We start from the raw sequence: 15,374 nt of genomic DNA on the forward strand, positions 1-15,374 counted from the left end.
TTGGATGCGTTGGCCTCATCGCGAGCAAGCTCGCTCCCACAGTAGATTTGTGGTGCTGCGCAGTGCTTGAAGCCTATGCAGAACCCTGTGGGAGCGAGCTTGCTTGCGATAGCGGTAGGTCAGGCAGCATTGATGTTGGATGCGTTGGCCTCATCGCGAGCAAGCTCGCTCCCACAGTAGATTTGTGGTGCTGCGCAGTGCTTGAAGCCTATGCAGAACCCTGTGGGAGCGAGCTTGCTTGCGATAGCGGTAGGTCAGGCAGCATTGATGTTGGATGCGTTGGCCTCATCGCGAGCAAGCTCGCTCCCACAGTAGATTTGTGGTGCTGCGCAGTGCTTGAAGCCTATGCAGAACCCCTGTGGGAGCGAGCTTGCTCGCGATTGCGCAATGTCAGGCAGCATGGGTGTCGGATGTGATGGCCCCATCGCGAGCAGGCTCGCTCCCACAGTGTTGTAGATTAGGGCAACAGGCAACGACCTAAGCCACAGTGATTCTCGAGGCGGGGAGGCGTAGGCCTCCCCGTATCGTTTTTGGAAAGCACATGAATATTCTGATCGTTGGGCCCAGCTGGGTCGGTGACATGGTGATGGCGCAGACACTGTTCCAGTGCCTGAAACAGCGTCATCCGCAGTGCGAAATCGACGTCCTGGCCCCCGAGTGGAGCCGGCCGATCCTTGAGCGCATGCCAGAAGTACGCAAAGCCTTGAGCTTCCCGCTCGGCCACGGCGTGCTGGAGCTGGCGACCCGTCGGCGCATTGGCAAATCCCTGGCCGGTCAGTACGACCAGGCGATCCTGTTGCCCAATTCGTTGAAATCGGCACTGGTGCCGTTTTTCGCTGGCATCCCCAAGCGTACCGGCTGGCGGGGCGAGTTTCGCTACGGCCTGCTCAACGACGTGCGCACCCTGGACAAAGAACGTTATCCGCTGATGATCGAGCGCTTCATGGCGCTTGCCTGCGAGCCTGGGGCCGAGTTGCCCAAGCCGTATCCACGACCGAGCCTTGCGATCGACCCGGTTACCCGCGAAGCGGCGCTGGCCAAGTTCGGCCTGAGCCTGGACCGTCCGGTATTGGCCCTGTGTCCGGGAGCCGAGTTCGGTGAATCCAAGCGCTGGCCGGCCGAGCATTATGCCCAGGTTGCCGAGGCGAAGATTCGCGAAGGCTGGCAGGTCTGGCTGTTCGGCTCGAAAAAAGATCACCCGGTGGGCGAGGACATCCGCTCGCGACTGATCCCGGGCCTTCGGGAAGAGTCGGTGAACCTCAGCGGCGACACGTCCCTGGCGGAGGCCATCGACCTGCTGTCCTGCGCCGATTCGGTGGTGTCCAACGATTCCGGCCTGATGCACGTGGCCGCGGCCTTGAACCGCCCATTGGTGGCGGTCTACGGTTCCACCTCGCCGGGCTTCACGCCACCGCTGGCCGACAAGGTCGAAGTCGTGCGCCTGGGCATCGAGTGCAGTCCGTGCTTCGACCGCACCTGTCGCTTCGGTCATTACAATTGCCTGCGCCAGCTCGTGCCGTCGTCGGTGAACGAGGCCCTGGAGCGTCTGCAGGGCACACCTGTGGAGGTTCGGTAACTTGCGGGTATTGCTGATCAAGACCTCTTCGCTGGGGGATGTGGTCCACACCCTGCCGGCGCTGACCGACGCGGCGCGGGCGATTCCTGGCATCAAGTTCGATTGGGTGGTGGAAGAAGGCTTCGCCGAAATTCCCACCTGGCACCCGGCCGTGGGCAAAGTCATCCCAGTGGCGATCCGTCGCTGGCGCAAGAGCCTCTGGCAAACCGTCAAGAGTGGCGAATGGCGACGCTTCAAGCAGAGCGTGCGCGGCGAAAAGTACGACCTGGTCATCGACGCCCAAGGCCTGCTGAAAAGCGCCTGGCTGACCCGTTACGTCAAGGCCCCGGTGGCCGGTCTGGATAAAAACTCGGCGCGTGAGCCCCTGGCGGCGCGCTTTTATTCCCGGCGCCTGGCGGTGGCTCGCGGTCAGCATGCGGTCGAGCGCGTGCGTCAGTTGTTCGCCCTGGCGCTGGGCTATGACTTGCCGCAAACCCAGGGCAGCTATGGCCTCGACATCGACCGATTGGTGGAATTGCCACGCCCTTACCCCTACGTGGTGTTCCTGCACGGCACGACGTGGGAGTCCAAGCATTGGCCCGAACTTTACTGGCGCCAGCTCACTGAGCGCATGGGGCAGTTTGGCGTGGTGGTAAAACTGCCGTGGGGCAACCCGGCCGAGAAGGCCCGGGCCGAACGCATCGCCAACGGGCTGCGCAATGCCTTGGTGCTGCCGAAGCTGAACCTCGGCGGGATGGGCAAGGTGCTTGCCGGTGCCCAGGCCTGCGTGGCTGTGGACACCGGTCTCGGGCATCTGGCCGCGGCCCTGGACGTACCGACCATTTCGCTACTCGGCCCGACCAATCCGGTGCTGACCGGCGCCTACGGCAAGGGCCAGATTCACCTCGCCAGTGATTTCCCTTGCGCGCCGTGCATGCAGAAACAATGCACTTACCCGCCGACCGCCGAAGATGCCCGGCGGTTTGATCTGAAACGCGAGCAGCCCCTGTGCTTCACGCGTCTGAACCCCGAGCGTGTTGCCAGCCACCTGAGCACGTTATTGGCTGAGGAGCCGCGCTGATGCAATTGGCTTTTGTCCTTTACAAGTACTTCCCCTTCGGTGGCCTGCAGCGTGACTTCATGCGCATCGCCCTGGAATGCCAGCGACGCGGTCACCAGATCCGCGTCTACACGCTGATCTGGGAAGGTGACGTGCCCCCGGCTTCGAAGTGCTGGTAGCGCCGGTCAAGGCGCTGTTCAACCATCGCCGCAACGAGAAGCTCAGTGCGTGGATGGAGGCCGACCTGGCCAAGCGCCCGGTGGACCGTTTGATCGGCTTCAACAAGATGCCCGGCCTGGACGTGTACTACGCCGCCGACGGCTGCTTCGAAGACAAGGCGCAGAACCTGCGCAATTCGCTGTACCGACGCTGGGGTCGCTACCGGCATTTCGCCGAATACGAGCGGGCCGTGTTCGCCAAGGACGCCAAGACTGACGTGTTGATGATCTCCGAAGTCCAGCAGCCACTGTTCATCAAGCACTACGGCACGCCGCTTGAGCGCTTTCACCTGCTGCCGCCGGGCATCGCCCAGGACCGCCGTCGGCCCGCCGACGCTGACGAGATCCGCGCGGCGTTCCGGGCTGAATTCGAGCTGGCCGCCGACGACCTGCTGCTGGTACAGATCGGTTCCGGGTTCAAGACCAAGGGCGTGGATCGCAGCCTCAAGGCCCTGGCCGCGCTGCCCGCCGAATTGAAAAAACGCACCCGGCTGTTTGTAATCGGCCAGGACGACCCCAAAGTATTCCAATTGCAGAGCGCCGCGCTGGGGCTCGGTGACAACGTACGGTTCCTCAAGGGCCGCAGCGACATCCCGCGTTTCCTGCTGGGCGCCGACCTGTTGATCCATCCGGCGTACAACGAGAACACCGGCACCGTACTGCTCGAAGCGCTGGTGGCCGGGCTGCCGGTGCTGGTCAGTGCGGTGTGTGGGTACGCCCATTACATCGCCGAGGCCGACAGTGGCCTGGTGCTGGACGAGCCGTTCGAACAAGCGCAGCTCACCGAGTACCTGGGTCGCATGTTGAACGATGCCGATGCCCGGGTGGCCTGGAGCCGCAACGGTCTGGCCTTCGCCGAGACGGCCGACCTCTACAGCATGCCGCAGCACGCGGCCGATGTGATATTGGCGGAGCACGCACAATGAAGTTGATGCTGGCCGAACCGTTCAAGAGCCTTTGGGCCGGGCGCGATGCGTTCGCCGAAGTCGAGGCGCTCAAGGGCGAGGTCTATCGTGAACTCGAAGCCCGGCGCACTTTGCGCACGGAGGTGGACGGCCGCGGTTTTTTCGTGAAGATCCACCGTGGCATCGGTTGGGGCGAGATCTTCAAGAACCTGTTCACCGCCAAGCTGCCGGTGCTCGGTGCAGGGCAGGAATGGAAAGCGATCCAGCGTTTGCAGGAAGTCGACGTGCCGACCATGACGGCTGTCGCCTACGGCGAGAAAGGCAGCAACCCGGCAGACCAGCACTCGTTCATCGTCACCGAAGAGCTGGCGCCGACCGTCAGCCTCGAAGACTTCAGCATCGACTGGGTCAAGCAGCCGCCACAACCGGCACTCAAGCGTGCGCTGATCGCCGAAGTGGCGCGCATGACCGGCATGATGCACCGCGCCGGGGTCAATCATCGTGACTGCTACATCTGCCACTTCCTGCTGCACACCGACAAGCCGGTGACACCTGCCGATTTCAAGCTTTCGGTGATTGACCTACACCGTGCCCAGACCCGCCCGGCCATCACCACTCGCTGGCGCAACAAGGACCTGGCGGCGCTGTATTTCTCGGCGCTGGACATTGGCCTGACCCGCCGCGACAAGTTGCGTTTCCTCAAGGGCTATTTCCAGCAACCGCTGCGGCGGATCCTCGCCGAAGAGGCTGCGTTGCTGGCCTGGCTCGAAGGCAAGGCCAACAAGCTGTATGCCCGCAAGCAGCGGTACGGGGACGCGCTCTGATGTCGGGGTGGAGCCTGGAGCCGGCCTACGCCGAGTTGGCGGAGGACTTTGGCAGCCTTGAGGCGGTGTTCGCGTTGCAAGGGGAACGTTTGACCCGTGATCCGTTGTCAGAGGTGATCCGGGTGCAGCGAAACGGCGTGAATTACTACGTCAAGCGCTACGTCGGGGCCGGCAAAGGCTTGCGGCGTTACCTGGGCAAACCGCGGGTCAAGTCCGAATGGCAGAACCTCAAGCGCTTCGCCAAATGGGGCATTCCCACCGCTGAGGTTGTAGGCTGGGGCTTGGAACGAAACGGCGCGACCTATGCCCGTGGCGCGCTGATCACCCGTGAACTGCCGCAAACCGAAGACCTCTCGGCCCTGGCCGACCGTCGCGATCCAAGATTGGCCGACCGCGGCTGGGTCGATAATGTGAGCCGGCAACTGGCCGACTACACGCGAACCATGCACGACCACCGTTTCACCCATAACGACCTGAAGTGGCGCAACCTGTTGATTGATGACTGCGCGCGGCTGTTTCTGATCGACTGTCCAAACGGGGACTTCTGGCGTGGCTTCTGGCTCAAATACCGTATTACCAAGGATCTGGCGTGCCTGGATAAAGTGGCCAAATACCATTTGTCGGCCACGCAGCGCCTGCGTTTTTACCTGCAATATCGCCAGAGCGACCGGCTCGATGCGTGCGACAAGAAGCGCATCCGTCACGTGGTGAGATTTTTCGAGGGGCGTGAATGACTGATTTTCTGGCCGCTGAAGACCAGGCGTTGTTGCAACGTCATGGTTTGGACAGCTTCGAGGCCTTGTGGGCGCGGCAACTGGACGCGGTGGACGAACCCAACACTTCGGGTGACGGCTGGAGCAGCGTATTCCGGCTGGAGCTGGAGGGGCGGGGTTATTACCTCAAACGACAAAGCAATTACCTGACTCGAACCTTGTCCCACCCGTTTGGCGAGCCAAGTTTCTCCCGGGAGTTTCGCAACATCAGCCGTTACCGCCAACTGGGCATTCCGGCCCTGCAAGCGGTGTTCTATGGTCAGCGCAAGGTGAACGGCGAGTTGCGGGCGATCCTGCTGACCCGTGCCCTGGACGGCTGGGATGACCTGGATTCACTGGTGCAGCGCTGGTCGAGCCTGACGGCGGCGCAGCGCACCACCATCCTCAACGCCTGCGGTCAGTTGGCGCGACGCCTGCACGGCATGCATCAGGTGCACGGTTGCTTCTATCCAAAACACATCTTCCTGCAAGCCACCGCCGACGGTTATCAGGCGCAATTGATCGACCTGGAGAAGACTCGGCCGCTATTGTTCGGCCTGCGTGATCGGGTCAAGGACCTGGAGCCGTTGCTGCGGCGCGCCTTTGTCTGGAGTGATGCCGATGTGCGCCAGTTACTGTCCAGTTATCTGGACCAGCCGCTCGACAGTGGGCTGGTCGACCGCTGGATGACCCGTCTGAGCGCTCGGCGCAGCCACAAGGAAGCCCGTTGATGCATTTGTCCGAATTGAAGAATGCCGGCCGCAGCCCCAGCCTGCCCATGAGTCTGGAACTGGCCGATGCCGCCGGCCCGGCAAAGTTGCAGCTGCTTTCGCTGTTGCGGGTGTTGCCGGGGCAACGTTACGTCGGTGCGGGCGTCTGGCGTGGCAGGCCGGTGTTGGCCAAATTATTGGTGGGCAGCAAGGCCGCCCGGCATTTCCAGCGGGAGCTGCAAGGCGTGCGCCTGCTGGCGGAGCAAGGGCTGACCACGCCGTTGTTGCTGGCCGATGGCCTGAAAGAGGGTGAAGGCGGCTGGTTGTTGTTCCAATTGCTCGAAGACGCCGAGAGCCTGGGGGATGCCTGGAAACAGGTCGAACACCTGCCATTGCTGGCCGACGAACAGGCGGCGGTATTGGCCGAAGCCCTGGGCGCTATCGCGCAATTACACAGCAAAGGCCTGTGGCAGGAAGACCTGCACCTGGACAATCTGCTGCGTCACGACGGCAAGCTCTACTTGATCGACGGCGCCGGCATCCGCGCTGAAACGCCAGGCCAACCGTTGTCGCGGCACAAAGTCCTGGAGAACCTGGGGGTGTTTTTTGCCCAGCTTCCCAAAGCCCTCCAGCCTTTCAATGAAGAGCTGTTGGTGTATTACCTGCTGGGCAACGCCGAACACGCGCTGCCCATGGAAGCGCTGCAAAAACAGATCGACAAGGTGCAAGCCTGGCGCCTGAAGGACTTCCTCGCGAAAGTCGGGCGCGAGTGCAGCTTGTTCAGCGTGCAGCGCGGGGCATTCGGCCTGCGGGCGATCCGTCGCGATGAAGAAACGGCCATGACGCCGGTGCTGGAGCAGGCCGATGCGTTGCTCGACCAGGGCCACCTGTACAAGACCGGCGGCGCGGCCAGTGTCGGCAAGGTCGAGGTGAACGGTCGTACCTTGGTGATCAAGCGCTACAACATCAAGGACTTCGCCCATTGGCTCAAGCGCTTCTGGCGCCCGAGCCGCGCCTGGCATTCCTGGCGCGAAGGCCATCGCCTGGCCTTTCTCGGCATCGCCACGCCCAAGCCCCTGGCTCTGCTGGAAAAGCGTTTCCTGTGGCTGCGTCGCGGCGCTTACCTGGTCACCGAGCACCTGGCGGGGCCGGACATCATCGAGCGCTTCGGCCCTTACGTGCAAAATGGTGATGCGCCCGAAGCCGAGTTGCTGGCATTGGATCGACTGTTCGCCGACCTGATCCGCGAGCGCATCAGCCACGGCGACTTCAAGGGCCACAACCTGTTCTGGCAGCACGACCGCTGGGCGCTGATCGACCTCGACTCCATGTGCCAACACCGCACCCACGCCAGCTTCGCCTCGGCCTACGCCCGGGATCGGGCGCGGTTCATGCGCAATTGGCCCGAGGACAGTGCGTTGTATCGGGTGATTGATGGACGGTTGCCCAAAACAGTCGATAGCGCCTCGTCGAACCACCCATGAAACTGGACAACGGCCCGCATTCACGGTTAGAGGTTTAAGGCCTCTTTTAAGCTATAATCCCGCCCTTTAGCTGCCCCGTGCCCTGGGCGCGCGGCACATCCATTTTTCGAGGCGCTTGTCGCCCGTATGCAGACATAAGAGGCTAGACCCCTGTGGCATTGACGATTCTTGGCCTGTCCGGCGCCCTTAGCCATGATCCTTCCGCGGCGCTGTACATTGACGGCAAGCTGATCGCGGCGGCCGAGGAAGAGCGCTTCGTACGCGATAAGCATGCAAAGAACCGCATGCCCTACGAATCGGCGAAGTTCTGCCTGGAGCAGGCTGGCATCAAGCCTTCCGACGTCGATGTGGTGGCGATCCCCTTCGCCCCGATCAGCCTGTTCGGCGAGGCGCGCTGGCACTACGCCAAGCGTTACTGGTACGCCCCGGACCGGGCCCTCGACGCGATCCTGATGGGCAACCGTCGCTACAAGCGCTATCGCCGCAAGATCGTCTGGTGCCTGGAGCAACTGGGCTTCGATCCGAAAAAGATCAAGATCGAGCCGGTCGAGCATCACCTGGCCCACGCTTCCAGCGCCTACCACTGCTCGGGCTTCCAGGAGAAAACCGCAATCCTGGGCATCGACGGCAAGGGCGAATACGCCACGACCTTCTTTGGCTACGGCGAAAACGGCAAGATCCACAAGATCAAGGAGTTCTTCGACCCGGACTCCCTGGGCGGCCTGTATGGCGCGATCACCGAGTTCCTGGGCTTTGAAATGCTCGACGGTGAGTTCAAGGTCATGGGCATGGCGCCCTACGGCGATGCCACCAAGTACGATTTCTCGCGTCTGGCCTCTTTTGAAAATGGCGAGCTGGTGATCAACACCGACTACGCCAACGTGATCGGCCTGCGTCGTTATAAAGAGAAGGGCAAGGGTTTCTACTTCTCGCCGAAGCTGATCGAATGGCTCGGCCCGAAACGTGAAGGCGACATCGCCGACGAGCCGTACATTCACTACGCGGCGAGCATGCAAGCGTTGTTCGAGAAGCTCGCGCTGCAAATGATCGACCACTACCTGGGCGACGTGCTCAAGGAAACCGGCAAACTGGCTTTTGCCGGTGGCTGCGCGTTGAACGTCAAGCTGAACCAGAAAATCATCGCCCGTGACGACGTCAAGGAGCTGTTCGTGCAACCGGCTTCCGGCGATGCCGGTACGGCGGTCGGCGCGGCGGCCTATGTGTCCCACGCCCGTGGTGTGCCGGTCGAGAAGATGGAGCACGTCTACCTCGGCCCGGCCTACAGCAACGAAGACGTGATCGCCGCGTGCGCCCGTCATCCGAGCAAGCCTGCCTGGCGCAAGATCGACAACACCCCCGAGCGTATCGCCAAGATCATGGTCGACGGCAACCCGGTGGCCTGGTTCCAGGGCCGCATGGAGTTTGGCCCGCGTGCCTTGGGCGGCCGTTCGATCATCGGTTGCCCGAGCGCCAGCGGCGTGGCCAACCGCATCAACGAACAGATCAAGTTCCGCGAGCGCTGGAGGCCTTTCTGCCCGTCGATGCTCGACACCGTCGCGCCGCAGATGATCAAGGTCGATCACCCGGCACCGTTCATGACCTTCACCTTTGAAGTGGCCGAGGAATGGAAAACCCGCGTGCCGGAAGTCGTCCATGAAGACGGCACCTCCCGGGCCCAGGTGCTCAAGCGCGAATACAACCCGCGCTACTACGACATGATGAAGGCCCTGGAAGTCCTGACCGGCAACGGCGTGTCGTTGAACACCTCGCTCAACCGTCGTGGCGAACCGATGATCTGCTCGCCGACCGATGCGCTGAACATGTTCTTTGGTTCCGACCTGCAGTACCTGATCATGGAAGACATTCTGGTGGTCAAAGACGGTGTGGATGCCTATGACTGAGGTGCTGATCAGCGTAGTCATCCCTGCTTACAATTACGCTGGAACTCTGCCGCGCGCGGTAGATTCGGTGATGAAGCAGTTGGGTGATGTCCGCGCTGAACTGCTGGTGATAGATGATGGTTCTACTGACGCAACGCCGCAGGTGCTGCAGGCGTTGTCGACCAAGTACGCCGGACGGTTCCGGTTCCTACGTAAGCCTAACGGTGGGCTGTCATCCGTTCGCAATCGAGGCATAGAAGAAACCACTGGGGATTTTCTGATTTTTCTCGATGCCGACGACGAGATGGCGGACGACGCGCTGGCGGCTTTGAAGCGGCATATCGCCATGCATCCGGCAAGCCGGATGATCATCGGCGGGTACTGGTCCGTTTTCCCTGGCGGCAAGCGCAGCCTGCAGTGCGTCAAGCATTTGCCGCCCACGGCGCGTCAGAAAATCCGTGGCTACCTGCTGGACAAGACGCTGCCGATTTCCAACGGTGCCTGCGCTATGCACCGGGATGTGTTCGGCCCCGGCACTTATCCCGAGCGCTTTCGTAACGTTGAAGATGTTCCCGTGTTTGCGCAGGTGTTGGCGCGCTTTCCCTGCACGGCTATCGATATGCCCCTCGCCTATATCCATAAACATGCCGACAGCATGCGCAACGACTTGGCCCAAAGTCTCGCCGCAGGTACGGATATTGTCGACGAAGTCTTTTCTCCTGAACGTATGCCGGCGGACCTGCATGATTTGCGTCAGCCCTTTTTTGCGCAACGTTGCCTCTCATTGTTTCGCGACTGTTATGTGGGCGGTAGATATAAACTGGCCAGGCAGTTTTATTTGCAGGCGTTGCGAACGGATTGGCGCGCTGTCATGCGCTGGTCCTACACGCGAAAGGCAGCGCGGCTGCTTATCAAATAAGTCGCATGTCCAAGCGCTAGACTGAATATCGAGCGTTGTCTTGTAGTGCCACAGCCCATGGACTGGATAGTCTGGCGTGATGTGGATTCAATTTTAAGGGGGGCAGTGATAGAACGTGCTGGTGATGTGAGAGCCCAGGCTCGGCGAGTATTTACCGAGTATCCTGTCCGGGTTGCTTTTTGGGGAAGTCTGCTGCTTTCGCTGGTAGCGGTGCTGGGGACGGCAACCGTTGGGCGTGACGCTGCGCTGTACATCGACATTGCCCAACACATTACTCAGCAAGGAGCCAAGGTCGCCTGGCAATCATTCGACTGGCCCTGGTTTTCCTTTCTCCTTGCCGGGACACATATCGCCCTGCATATTCCATTGGAGCTGAGTGCCTATCTTTGGTGCGGGCTGTTCCTGGCAGGCACCTGCGCCCTGATGGTGGACTGCGTCCGGCGCCAGACGCCGCAAGCTGCCGGCTGGGCTTGCCTGGTGGTGTTGGCGATGCCGGCGGTCAACACTTTTCGAAACGATATCATTCGTGAATTCGGTTTCTGGTTTTTCTGCACTCTGACGCTCTGGTTGGCGCTGCGTTGGCAAGAGCGCGGTGGCTGGGTTCGCGCGAACACTATTCATCTGGCTATTGGCGCAGCCGTGCTGTTCCGTTTGGAAGCGATTTTGTTGCTTCCTGCGCTGGGTCTATGGCAGTTGCCCAATCTGTTTTCCTCCGCTCGGCGCCAGCGTTTTGTCCAGTTCAGTCTGGTGCCCGTGGTGGTTGGGGCCATTGGGCTGTCGATTTTCGATGTGTTTTCATCGCCCCGGCTGGCTGACTACCTGAGCATGATTGACGTCCGTACCATTTTTGCTGCGTTCAACCTGCTGAGTGACCAATTCGCCAACTCCCTGACCTATAAATACTCTCGGGACGATGCGGGACAGATCATTTTCTTTGGGATCCTGGCGACGCTGCTCATCACATTCGTCAAGCTGATGGGGCCTTTCGCTGCGCCTTTCGCGTTACGACGCAACTGGGGGGTGCTGCGGGTGTACTGGCGCGATTATCGTCCATTCGCCTGGGCGGCGGCATTGTATGTATTGGTTCTGGTGGTGTTTTTCATGCGCCAGCAATTCATGAATTCACGGTACATGAGTTTTCTGAACCTGCTGAGCGTACCCTTCCTGGCTTTGGCGCTGGCAGCCTTCGTCGGACAGTTTCCACGCCTGGGCAAGGTCATCATAGTGCTGGGGTTGCTGGTGATGCTGTCCAACGTGATCTCCACCGGCGCTGGAAAAACCCATTTCGTGGAGGCCGGTCGCTGGATGGCGGCGAATACTGAGCCTGGTGCCCCGGCATACTTCGAAGACGGACGCATCAGCTACTACGCTGGCCGAGGGTACTCGTTGCAGGTGATGACCCGCGAGCAAGCGATGACTGAGCACGCCGGCGATTTTCGCTATTTTCTGATCGAGGCTCGTGAAAACGAGCCATGGCTGGTTGAGTGGCTAGCGCAACACAAGCAGAAAATCATTGCTCGATTTGCCAATCGCAAGGGCGCTACGGTGCTGGTCGTTGGGCCCTGAACCTCAAGCCAGCAACAGGCGCAAGGCATTGATCAATGATGTCCGTCGATTCGCTGGCAGGCCTTGGCTATAGCCTTCGATGAAGTCGGCCCCGGCGTCCCGTTCGAGCAGCCAATGGCGATCCTCCTTGTAGCGCAGCAGGTGGGCAAAATTGCGCAGCCGCTTAGTGTCGCTCAGTGCGCGGCGCTGGCAGCGCAGGTCGGCAATGTCGATGAGGCCCAGGGTGTTTTCAGGCGTCAATACCACGTTGCCAAAATGCAATGAGCGGAAGTACACGCCTTTCTCGTGCAGTCGTGCGATAAAAGCTCCAAGTTCGAAACGCAAGGTATCGACCTCTTCTCCGACTGTTTTCAGGTGGCGGATGGTCTGGCCTTCCAGCGGACTGTAATACACCGCATCGCGAGCGATGCTGGCTATCCGGTAGACACCGAGCACAGTGGGGCAGGGTATGTCGCGCTTGAGCAAGGCCTCGGTGTTGTGGGCAAAGCGACAGGCATAGGGCAGCAGCAGTGCCGAAGTGAATAGCCGTTTGCGTCTGAACAGTTTCAGGTAACGCCCGTCTTGCAGCAACAATACCTTGTCGCCGCTGCCGTCAGCCTCGAGCACTTTCGCACCTTCGCGAAGCGCGAGGTAGGAAGAGTGATTGAGTGTTTGCATTCGTCATCCCCCAAAAATTGACCCGCATCTTAACCGACTTGATCGGGATTGACCTGTCGCTGCCCTCATAAAAGGGGCGGTGGGGTGTGATAGCATTGCTTCTTTTTTAAAGTATGGATTCCCATGAGCAGTCCTGACGTTCCCGCTCAGTCTACGCTGAAGATATATCTGCGCCTGCTGACCTACGTGCGCCCCTACGCGGGGTTGTTTTTGTTGAGTATCCTGGGCTTCTTGATCTTCGCCTCGACCCAGCCGGTGCTGGCCTACATTCTCAAATATTTTGTCGACGGGCTGGCCAATCCGGAGGCGAGCCTTTTCCCGAACAATCCGTACCTCAAGGACCTGCAACTGCTCCAAGCCGTGCCGATGATGATTGTGATCATTGCGTTATGGCAGGGCGTTGGGTCCTATCTGGGCAACTTCTTTCTCGCCAGGGTTTCCCTTGGACTGGTCCACGACCTGCGTGTGGCGCTGTTCAACAAGCTGCTGGAGTTGCCCAACCGTTACTTCGATAGTCATAACTCCGGACATCTGATTTCCCGCATCACTTTCAACGTCACCATGGTCACTGGCGCGGCTACCGATGCGATCAAAGTCGTCATCCGCGAGGGGCTGACCGTAGTGTTCCTGTTCGTTTCGCTGCTGTGGATGAACTGGCGGCTGACGCTGGTGATGCTGGCGATCCTGCCCTTGATTGGAATCATGGTGAACAGCACCAGCAAGAAATTCCGCAAGCAGAGCAAGAAGATCCAGGTGGCCATGGGGGACATCACTCACGTCGTGTCCGAGACTGTCCAGGGGTTTCGCGTCGTGCGCAGTTTCGGCGGCGAAGAGTACGAGAAGAACCGCTTCGAACGCGCCAGCCAGAGCAACACCGCCAAACAGTTGAAAATGACCAAGACCGGCGCGGTATATACCCCGATGTTACAACTGGTGACCTACGTGGGCATGGCCGTCGTCATGTTCCTGGTGCTTTTCCTTCGCGGTGATGCCTCGGCCGGCGACCTGGTCGCCTACATCACCATGGCCGGACTTTTACCCAAGCCGATCCGCCAGTTGTCGGAAGTCAGTTCCACCATCCAGAAGGGTGTGGCCGGCGCCGAAAGTATCTTCGAACAGCTGGATGAAACCCCAGAAGTCGATCAGGGCACCCTTTCCCTGGATCGTGTCAACGGCCGGTTGGAAGTCAGCAACCTGAGTTTCAAATACCCAGGCTCCGACAAACTGGTGCTCAATGACATCAGCTTTGTTGTCGAGGCCGGGCAGATGGTCGCGTTGGTGGGGCGTTCCGGTAGCGGCAAGTCGACCCTGGCCAATCTGGTGCCGCGTTTTTATCAGCATGAGCAGGGGCAGATCCTGCTTGACGACGTGCCGATCCAGGAATTGACCTTGCGTAGCCTGCGGCGTCAGATTGCCCTGGTGAACCAGCAGGTCACGCTGTTCAACGACACGGTGGCGAACAACATCGCCTACGGTGATCTAGCGGGTGCGCCACTGGCCGATATTCAAGTGGCCGCAAAAGAGGCCTATGCCGATGAGTTTATCGTGACGATGCCCCAGGGCTACGAAACCCTGGTCGGCGAGAATGGCGTGCTGCTCTCGGGCGGCCAGCGGCAGCGCCTTGCGATTGCGCGGGCGCTGCTCAAGGATGTTCCGATACTTATTCTCGACGAAGCCACCTCTGCGCTGGACACCGAGTCGGAGCGCCATATCCAGGCTTCCCTCGACAACGCCATGAACAACCGAACTACACTGGTGATTGCGCACCGCCTGACGACCATTGAAAAGGCCGATCTGATTCTGGTCATGGACCAAGGCAAGATCGTTGAGCGTGGTACCCATCCGCAATTGCTAGCGATGAACGGCTTCTATTCGCGCTTGCACGCCCGGAACTTCAAAGAGAGCGATGACGAAGCTGGCGCACACACGGTCGGAATATGCTGAGGATGCTGCGCTGCTGGCGTGAGCGGGGCTGGACACCCATCGACTCCACGGCATACGCCCAGGCTTGGCATCGTTTCGGCGGCAGCGTGGTAACACACCCCGACGTGGTCGAGCGCCTCGCCGGGCTTGCCGGGCTGCCGGTCCGCTACCTGGGCTGGGAGCGCGATAACCAACTGGTTGCAGCGATCCCCTGCTGGGGTAGGCATTTGGCCTTGTCCAAGGACGTGCTCAAGCGCGAGGGCAAGCGTGGCGTGTTCGACCTGGGCAATGCGGAGGTCATACTTCCCATCGCCGAGGGCGCTCAAGTCCCTGTGCGCCAGCGCATGCGCTATGTCTCCGAACACAATGCCGCGAATATCACCACCCTCAAGGCCCAGCCCGAGGGGCTGGCGCTGGCTCGTGAACCTGAGGATTACAGCAAGAAATTTCGCTACAACCAACGCCGTGAACAGCGTCTGCTGGAAGAGGCGGGCGGAAGTATCCGGCCGATGCTGGAGCTGAGCGCCAGTGAGCAGGCGACCATCTATGCCGACCTGTTCAAGCGCCGCTGGAATTTCGAGGTGCCGGGCAAGGCCCACCTGACGGAAGTCTTCAGCCTGTTGCGCGAATTCATGACCGGTTCGCTGATTTATCTGGGTGACGAGCCGGTAGCCGTGCAGATTCTGTATCGGGTCGAGGCGCCCAAGTGGGTTAGCCTGGAATACATCAATGGGGGCGTGGACCCGCAAAACCGCGAATTCAGTCCCGGTAGCGTGCTCAGCTTCGTCAATACCCACGCCGCATGGGAAGAGGCGCGAGCGTTGGGCAAGTCCCTGCGTTACTCCTTCGGCCGCGCCGATCGTGAATACAAGGATCGCTGGTGTCATCGGGCTCCGGTTTATCAGGTGTGAGCGAGGTCAG

The 15,374-nt window shown here is 60.5% G+C and carries 12 protein-coding genes and 1 pseudogene; 12 read left to right on the forward strand and 1 reads right to left on the reverse strand.

From position 1 onward, the window contains the following. Nucleotides 1–541 precede the first annotated feature (541 nt). From waaF to KI237_RS02980, 10 genes and pseudogenes are all read left to right on the forward strand, one after another. Entirely contained in the window at nt 542–1,576 is a 1,035-nt protein-coding gene (gene waaF, locus KI237_RS02935) for a lipopolysaccharide heptosyltransferase II (protein WP_212798732.1), read from the forward strand. Nucleotide 1,577: 1 nt separating this feature from the next. After that, nucleotides 1,578–2,636 (forward strand): lipopolysaccharide heptosyltransferase I, encoded by a 1,059-nt coding sequence (gene waaC, locus KI237_RS02940; protein WP_212798733.1) that lies wholly within the window; start codon nt 1,578–1,580, stop codon nt 2,634–2,636. Then, a pseudogene (locus tag KI237_RS02945) lies at nt 2,636–3,759 on the forward strand (glycosyltransferase family 4 protein). Before waaC ends, KI237_RS02945 begins: the two are co-directional and overlap by 1 nt. Beyond that, nucleotides 3,756–4,562, forward strand: a complete 807-nt coding sequence (gene rfaP / locus KI237_RS02950) for a lipopolysaccharide core heptose(I) kinase RfaP (RefSeq protein ID WP_212798734.1) — start codon at nt 3,756–3,758, stop codon at nt 4,560–4,562. Before KI237_RS02945 ends, rfaP begins: the two are co-directional and overlap by 4 nt. Then, nucleotides 4,562–5,296, forward strand: a complete 735-nt coding sequence (locus tag KI237_RS02955; RefSeq protein ID WP_212798735.1) for a lipopolysaccharide kinase InaA family protein — start codon at nt 4,562–4,564, stop codon at nt 5,294–5,296. Before rfaP ends, KI237_RS02955 begins: the two co-directional genes overlap by 1 nt. Next, entirely contained in the window at nt 5,293–6,045 is a 753-nt protein-coding gene (locus KI237_RS02960) for a lipopolysaccharide kinase InaA family protein (RefSeq protein WP_212798736.1), read from the forward strand. Before KI237_RS02955 ends, KI237_RS02960 begins: the two co-directional genes overlap by 4 nt. Further along, nucleotides 6,045–7,508, forward strand: a complete 1,464-nt coding sequence (locus tag KI237_RS02965) for a lipopolysaccharide kinase InaA family protein (protein WP_212798737.1) — start codon at nt 6,045–6,047, stop codon at nt 7,506–7,508. The genes KI237_RS02960 and KI237_RS02965 overlap by 1 nt, the downstream gene beginning before the upstream one ends. A gap of 152 nt (nt 7,509–7,660) precedes the next feature. Then, on the forward strand, nt 7,661–9,409 hold the full coding sequence (locus KI237_RS02970; protein WP_212798738.1) for a carbamoyltransferase family protein: 1,749 nt from the start codon (nt 7,661–7,663) through the stop codon (nt 9,407–9,409). Then, complete coding sequence (locus tag KI237_RS02975) at nt 9,402–10,307, forward strand: glycosyltransferase family 2 protein (RefSeq protein WP_212798739.1); 906 nt, start codon at nt 9,402–9,404, stop codon at nt 10,305–10,307. Before KI237_RS02970 ends, KI237_RS02975 begins: the two co-directional genes overlap by 8 nt. A gap of 57 nt (nt 10,308–10,364) precedes the next feature. Further along, on the forward strand, nt 10,365–11,873 hold the full coding sequence (locus KI237_RS02980) for a hypothetical protein (RefSeq protein ID WP_249410689.1): 1,509 nt from the start codon (nt 10,365–10,367) through the stop codon (nt 11,871–11,873). A gap of 3 nt (nt 11,874–11,876) precedes the next feature. Here the strand turns inward: KI237_RS02980 and KI237_RS02985 are convergent, their stop codons facing one another. Continuing rightward, nucleotides 11,877–12,530, reverse strand: a complete 654-nt coding sequence (locus KI237_RS02985; RefSeq protein WP_212798740.1) for a lipopolysaccharide kinase InaA family protein — start codon at nt 12,528–12,530, stop codon at nt 11,877–11,879. Between the two features lie 123 nt (nt 12,531–12,653). Between KI237_RS02985 and msbA the strand changes: the two genes are divergently transcribed. Both msbA and KI237_RS02995 read left to right on the forward strand, forming a co-directional pair. Further along, entirely contained in the window at nt 12,654–14,474 is a 1,821-nt protein-coding gene (msbA, locus tag KI237_RS02990) for a lipid A export permease/ATP-binding protein MsbA (RefSeq protein ID WP_212798741.1), read from the forward strand. Continuing rightward, entirely contained in the window at nt 14,468–15,364 is an 897-nt protein-coding gene (locus KI237_RS02995; protein ID WP_212798742.1) for a GNAT family N-acetyltransferase, read from the forward strand. Before msbA ends, KI237_RS02995 begins: the two co-directional genes overlap by 7 nt. The last annotated feature ends 10 nt before the right edge of the window (nt 15,365–15,374 follow it).

Origin of the sequence: Pseudomonas sp. St316 (genome assembly GCF_018325905.1) — a bacterium.
Classification (GTDB): Bacteria; Pseudomonadota; Gammaproteobacteria; order Pseudomonadales; family Pseudomonadaceae; genus Aquipseudomonas.